Genomic DNA, 6,442 nt, shown 5'->3' with positions numbered 1-6,442 from the left:
AGAAAAGCTCCCTCACAGGAAGGAGCTTTGTCTACAGTCTGCAGCCACCTCATTTAGAGGTGGCTATATTTGTTATAGTAGCTTGATTTTTGTATTCCAGTGTGTTATTATTTTAACGATTAGAGTGACTATTCGGAAGACAATGAAATCAAGCGGGACTGCTTTGTCATGCTTGCATGTAAAAAGTAGTTTTGCTTGATTTTAGGTGACTCGAATAGAGTCACCGCCACACATATGAGCAAAAATAGCTGCGCAGCAGCGAAAGCACGATTTATCGTGCGATTTTGCGAATAATGTGTGGAATGTATTCATACTTGGAGCCCACGAGGGGCGGAAAGGAATGGAAGAAAATGAATTTTGATGACATCGTAGCAAAAGTAAAAGAGTGTGGGAAGAAGACCGTCGCAGTCTCCGTTGCACAGGACAGTGCAGTACTGGAAGCTGTACATGAGGCCAAGAGACTGGGCATTGCAGATGCAATCCTGGTAGGTGATGAGGCAAAGATCCGTGAGATCGCAGCCGGACTGAATATGGACCTTTCCGATTATGAGATCATCAATGAGCCGGATATGATCGAAGCTTCCCTGAAAGCTGTAAAGCTGGCACATGACGGCCGTGCAGATATGTATATGAAGGGCCTGATCGACTCCAAGAACTTCTTAAAGAGCGTACTGAACAAAGAAGTAGGCCTTCGTACCGGTGGAACCCTGTCTCATGTATGTGTATTTGAGATTCCCGGCATTGACAGACTTCTGTTCCTGACTGATGTTGCATTCATGACCTATCCTACACTGGAGGAGAAGGTTCAGATCATCAAGAACACCATTCCGGTATGTAATGCCTGCGGCGTTGCAGAGCCTAAGGTAGCACCTTTAGCAGCAGTTGAGGTTGTAAATCCCAAGATGCCCGTTACCGTAGATGCGGCAGAACTGACTAAGATGTGTGAAGAAGGACAGATCCCCGGCTGTATCGTAGACGGCCCGCTGTCTCTTGACCTGGCGATCGATCCCGAGGCAGCCAAGCATAAGGGAGCTACCGACCGTAAGATCCAGGGTGATGCAGATGTATTGCTGTTCCCGGATATCCATGCCGGCAACCTGGTATACAAAGCAATCGTACATATGGTAAAAGTAAAGAACGGATGCATCCTGACCGGTACCAAGGTACCCGTAGTCCTGACCAGCCGTTCCGATACCTTCGAGACCAAGGTATACTCCCTGGCACTGGCTGCAGTTGTAGCAGAAGAGATGCAAAAGAATCAGAAATAAGCTATGGATATCGTGATCGAAGCCGCTGTGGAAGCTGCGGGAGAACTGCTGTCGGCAGGTATAGATGCTGTAGTGGACAAAGCGGTAAAGCATAAGAGCGAATATAAGAGTGAATATAGGAGGAAACACACAATGGCAATCAAGAGTCTGATCATCAACCCCGGTTCCACCTCAACCAAGATCGGTGTATTTGAGGATGAGAACTTATTATTTGAAGAAACCCTGAGACATTCTACCGAGGAGATCTCCAAATACGATACTATTTTCGAACAGAAGGATTTCCGTAAGAAGATCATTACCGATCTGCTGGCAGAGAAGAACTGCGATCTGAAGAGCTTCAACGTGATCGTAGGACGTGGCGGTCTGTTAAAGCCCATCCCCAGTGGTACCTATGCGGTAACCGATGATCTGCTGGAGGATTTAAAAGTAGGTGTACAGGGTCAGCATGCTTCTAACTTAGGCGGTATTCTGGCAAGAGAGATTGGTGATGAGATTGGCGTTCCCTCTTACATCGTAGACCCCGTTGTAGTAGATGAGCTGATGCCCATCGCAAGATATTCCGGTCTGGAAGAGATCCCCAGAGGAAGTATCTTCCATGCCCTGAACCAGAAGGCAGTTGCCAAGAGATATGCAAAAGAGGCCGGCAAGCCTTATGAGTCCTTACGTCTGGTAGTCGTGCACATGGGCGGCGGTGTATCCGTAGGCGCACATGAGGACGGCAAGGTTGTAGACGTATTCAGTGCATTTGACGGCGATGGTGCATTCTCTCCGGAGCGTGCAGGCGGTGTGCCTTGTGCAGCACTGGTAAAAATGTGCTTCTCCGGAAAATATACCGAGAAGGAGATCAGTGCAAAGCTGATCGGCAAGGGCGGCCTGAATTCTTACCTGGGTACCAACGATATGCGTGAAGTTACCAAGCGTGCCAATGAAGGCGATGCCAAGGCAGCGGAGGTGAAGCAGGCATTCCTGTTACAGGTAGCCAAAGACATCGGTGCTATGGCCTGTGTGCTGAACGGCAAGGTAGACCAGATCGTTATCACCGGAGGCATTGCATATGGTGAGGATGTAGTGGCTAAGCTGAAAGAGAGATGCGGCTGGATCGCTCCTGTGACCGTATATCCCGGTGAGGACGAGCTGTTAGCTCTGGCTCAGGGCGCTCTGCGTGTCATGAACGGCGAAGAACAGGTGAAGCAGTACTAATTTAGAGTAAAAATATAGAACTCCCGGTGGAATGATTCCATCGGGAGTTTTTTACTTTAGGGAATAGACTTTCTGTCAGCATTATGATTTTAACTAAAAATCAGCTTTGACAGAATCCCCAGTACCAGCATGTGTACCGGATAAAAGGCATAGCAGGCAAGCTGGATCTTGCGGTTATGCGCGCCCTGGCGTCCATGGTAGCACCACAGAAGCGGCAGACACAACAGCGCCAGTCCCTGTTCTGAAATCTCGAAGGCATGACCGAAAAGCTGTAATGGAATCTGCATTCCTGCCAACAGCATGACATTGATCCAGTAGAGCCCGGCAAACTGTCCGGCAAGCTGCCACCAATTTTTCCCATGGAAGAGATAGAATACGATAACAGTCAGAACGCCTTCTCCGTAATAGTCGAACATGAGGAGGGTTGCCAGCACGTAGCCCACTGCAGATAGCAGCAGGATCGACGGAATCCACAGCCAGACCGGACATTTTTTCCGTAGGGTATCTATTGCCCAGATACACAGGAAGCCTGTGAGCAGTGTCCAGATCACGTTCTGATGAAACGGGTAGAATAACAGCCCACTGTACATCAGATTGATGGGAAGCTCAGACAGAATGGCCAGAAGAAGCAGGCGCATGCAATATTTTTTCTTATCATGGGTATGGAAGAAGCCTTCCACCAGGAAAAAGGCGAACATGGGAAATGCCAGTCTGCCGATGCCGGTCAGCCACCAGGCATCTCCGGCGAGGGTAGCCCACAGGTGATCACAGAACATGAACGCCATAGCGAGGATATGCAGCGTCAGAGCACTGAGATCCGGTGGGAAAATAGAACAATGGGATCCTTTGTTTTGCAAAATAAAACTCCTTTCAAAATTCCTTACGGAAGGATATAGTTGCATTATATCTTGTTTATGCGCTATAGTAAATATATCTGTGAAAGAGTATATGAAATTCCAATGATGGCTTACCCGGCATTTATATGCCGCAAAGCCTGTCGGGCGAACAGATATTGACAGAAAAACAAAATGCAGCACAGGAGGAATACAATGCGTCGTAACGATCGTGAGATTACAGAATTTTCGGAAATGACAGATGTCATGAAGAGGTGTGATGTGTGCAGACTTGCACTGAATGATGAGGAAGGCTATCCGTATCTTCTGCCGTTGAATTTCGGAATGGAAGAGACGGACGGCAGAGTGACACTCTATTTTCACGGGGCAAAAGAAGGAAAAAAATATGACTTGATCCGTAAGGATGCCAGGGCAAGCTTCGAGATGGATTGCTCCCACAGACTGGTGCTGTCGGAGAAGGAAGACGGCTGTCAGTGCACCATGGAATACGAGAGCGTGATCGGTCAGGGAACTATAGAGATCCTGTCGGATGCGGAAAAACAGAAAGCATTGAATCTTCTGATGAAGCAGTACTATCCTGACAGAACGGAGAATTTCGTATTCCGACCGGAAGTCGTAGCCAGGACGGAGATATTCTGCCTGAAAGTGGAGCATATGACGGGGAAGAAACGTTTCAAAAAGTCGTAGAAGATATCATCTATTGATATCCCCGCGGGATAGGGCAGCAGGAAAATAGAGATAAAATAGAGAGGATGAGGGACAACAATGTATACAGATGGACAGATCTATATGGGCCTGGCAGATGGCCAGCGTGTGAATATGCAGCTGAATATGAGTAACCGCCATGGACTGATCGCGGGAGCCAGCGGCACCGGCAAGACGATTACGATGAAAGCTATGGCAGAATCATTTTCGGACGCGGGAGTTCCGGTTTTTTTGTGTGATGTCAAGGGAGATGTCTCCGGCATTGCCACGGCGGGTGTGGCTTCGGAGTCTATGGACAAGAGAATCGATAAATTCGGTATCCGCGACAGCTTTTCCTATAAGGCTTATCCGGTCTGCTTTTGGGATATCTATCAGGAGGGCGGACATCCTGTGAGAGCCACCATCTCCGATATGGGACCGGAGCTTTTATCTCGTATTCTGGGGCTCACCGCTGCGCAGGAAGGTGTATTGAATATTGTCTTCCGGATTGCGGATGACAAGGGACTTTTATTGATCGACTTAAAGGATCTGCGTATTCTGCTCAATTATGTGGCAGAACACAAGGATGACTATCTGACCACCTACGGAAGTATCTCCAAGCAGTCCGTGGGCGGTATTCTGCGGGCGTTACTGCCTCTGGAGAATCAGGGCGGAGATCTCTTTTTCGGAGAACCGGATCTGGATATTTATGACTGGATGCATACGGATGTGTACGGCAAGGGTATCGTCAACGTGCTGAATTGTGTAAAGCTGGTGCAGAATCCCACACTGTATGCCAGCTTCCTGTTATGGATGATGTCAGAATTATTCCAGAAGCTTCCCGAGGCGGGAGATCTGGAAAAGCCGAAGCTGGTATTTTTCTTCGATGAGGCACACCTGTTGTTTGCTGATGCACCGAAGATACTGGTGCAGAAGATCGAGCAGGTGGTGAAGCTGATCCGCTCCAAGGGTGTGGGCATCTATTTTGTGACCCAGAGTCCCAGTGATATCCCCGATTCCGTACTGGCACAGTTAAGCAACCGGGTACAGCATGCCCTCCGGGCGTATACCCCTGCGGAGCAGAAGGCTGTCCGGGCGGCAGCACAGTCTCTGCGGGCTAATCCGGCGTTTAAGGCAGAGGAAGTCATCATGGAACTGGGCGTAGGTGAGGCACTGACTTCCTTTCTGGATGAGAACGGCGTGCCCGGCATTGCCCAGCGTACCTCCATCATCTGCCCCCAGAGCTTTATGGGACCTGTGGATGAGACGGAGCGCAGGAATCTGATGGCGAGAGACGGCATGGGACGCTACGATGAGGCGGTGGACAATATTTCTGCCTACGAAGTGTTGACAGATACCATGGAGCATGAGGCGAAAGCGGCGCAGCTGGCAGCAGAGCGGGCACAGCTGGAAAAAGATAAGGAAGCGCTGGCAAAGCAGCAGGCAAAACTGCAGGAATCCACCGTAAAGCAGAAGCAGAAGGAATGGGAAGCCGCACAGAAAAAGAAGGAAAAGGCAGCGGAACGCAGACAGGCCCAGATCGAGCGCCAGCTGATTAACACCGGTGCCCAGGTCATCAAGAGAGGAATTTTGAGTACACTGTTTGGAAAGTAATTAGGAATAAAATTCTTTTGATGCTTATTCTGCCATCGTCAGCGGACGGAAAGATTATGCAAAACGATGGAAAGGCTAGAATAACTGGAAGCAGAGAAAGTGTCCGCCAAAGATCAGCCAGAGGACGGACAGAACCGACAGCAGGATACAGACGATGGTCTCCGCCGGCTGCCGGGGGCGTCTGCAAAGTAACGGCGGTAGAGCGATGGCAAGCAGAAGGATCGGAATCCCGTACCGGAAAAGCATAAGCCCGATGGCAAAGGCACCCAAAGCCAGGGTGAAGAGTGCTTCGTCTAAATTTGCTTCATTTTGTATAAATAAGAACGCACCAGTAAAGAAGAGAAACGCAAGAAGGATCACGGAAAAAATACTAAGACAGAGGATGCGAAGCCATTTCGCGGCTCTGTCTTTTTTCTGTTGTCTTACCTCGGTGATGACATCGCTCAGGAGTGTATTGGTGTCAGCAGAGGGCAGGGCAATCCGCTCACCGCGACAAAGCTCTTCAACCGATACCGACAGCGCAGCCGCCAGATCATCCAGCAGAGCAATGTCCGGGTAGGCATTGCCGGTCTCCCAGCGGGAGATTGCCTTGTTCGTAATATGTAACTGTTCGGCCAGCTGTTGCTGCGTCAGTCCCAGAGCCATCCGCTGTTCCTTGATGAAAGTTCCCATTTTGGCCTTATCCATGTGCTTCACCAGCCCCCTTTATAGTTTTAATATTTGATTTCAGTATAGAAGAATCCGGGGGAATTGGCAATCTACCGAAGCGAGAATGCCGGGAAATTAACTAGAAAGTTAGCCTAGCTACGAGCCATGCAAAAA

The 6,442-nt window shown here is 49.3% G+C and carries 6 protein-coding genes; 4 read left to right on the top strand and 2 right to left on the bottom strand.

The genetic code is table 11. The features are described 5' to 3' along the window. The first annotated feature begins 350 nt into the window (after window positions 1-350). Window positions 351-1,268 carry a phosphate butyryltransferase gene (gene ptb, locus DW835_RS17385; RefSeq protein ID WP_117465528.1) on the top strand — a complete coding sequence of 306 codons (918 nt, stop codon included), beginning with the start codon at window positions 351-353 and terminating at the stop codon, window positions 1,266-1,268. A 132-nt stretch (window positions 1,269-1,400) separates the two neighbouring features. Further along, window positions 1,401-2,468 carry a butyrate kinase gene (gene buk / locus DW835_RS17380; RefSeq protein WP_118505623.1) on the top strand — a complete coding sequence of 356 codons (1,068 nt, stop codon included), beginning with the start codon at window positions 1,401-1,403 and terminating at the stop codon, window positions 2,466-2,468. A gap of 89 nt (window positions 2,469-2,557) precedes the next feature. Here buk and DW835_RS17375 read toward each other — a convergent pair whose 3' ends face one another. Then, a complete protein-coding gene (locus tag DW835_RS17375; protein WP_243037236.1) occupies window positions 2,558-3,325 on the bottom strand; it encodes a TraX family protein in 768 nt (255 codons plus the stop codon). Window positions 3,326-3,517: 192 nt separating this feature from the next. Here DW835_RS17375 and DW835_RS17370 point away from each other — a divergent pair, with 192 nt between their 5' ends. After that, on the top strand, window positions 3,518-4,009 hold the full coding sequence (locus DW835_RS17370) for a pyridoxamine 5'-phosphate oxidase family protein (RefSeq protein WP_118505609.1): 492 nt from the start codon (window positions 3,518-3,520) through the stop codon (window positions 4,007-4,009). A gap of 78 nt (window positions 4,010-4,087) precedes the next feature. Beyond that, the gene (locus DW835_RS17365) at window positions 4,088-5,620 is read left to right on the top strand and encodes a helicase HerA-like domain-containing protein (protein WP_118731494.1); all 1,533 of its coding nucleotides are present in this window, start codon (window positions 4,088-4,090) and stop codon (window positions 5,618-5,620) included. A gap of 75 nt (window positions 5,621-5,695) precedes the next feature. Here DW835_RS17365 and DW835_RS17360 read toward each other — a convergent pair whose 3' ends face one another. Continuing rightward, window positions 5,696-6,307 carry a helix-turn-helix transcriptional regulator gene (locus DW835_RS17360; protein ID WP_118731493.1) on the bottom strand — a complete coding sequence of 204 codons (612 nt, stop codon included), beginning with the start codon at window positions 6,305-6,307 and terminating at the stop codon, window positions 5,696-5,698. Window positions 6,308-6,442: the final 135 nt, after the last annotated feature.

It is taken from the genome of Clostridium sp. AM34-9AC (genome assembly GCF_003480225.1).
GTDB lineage: Bacteria > Bacillota > Clostridia > Lachnospirales > Lachnospiraceae > Acetatifactor > Acetatifactor acetigignens.
This window is presented reverse-complemented; position numbering and strand designations above follow the sequence as displayed.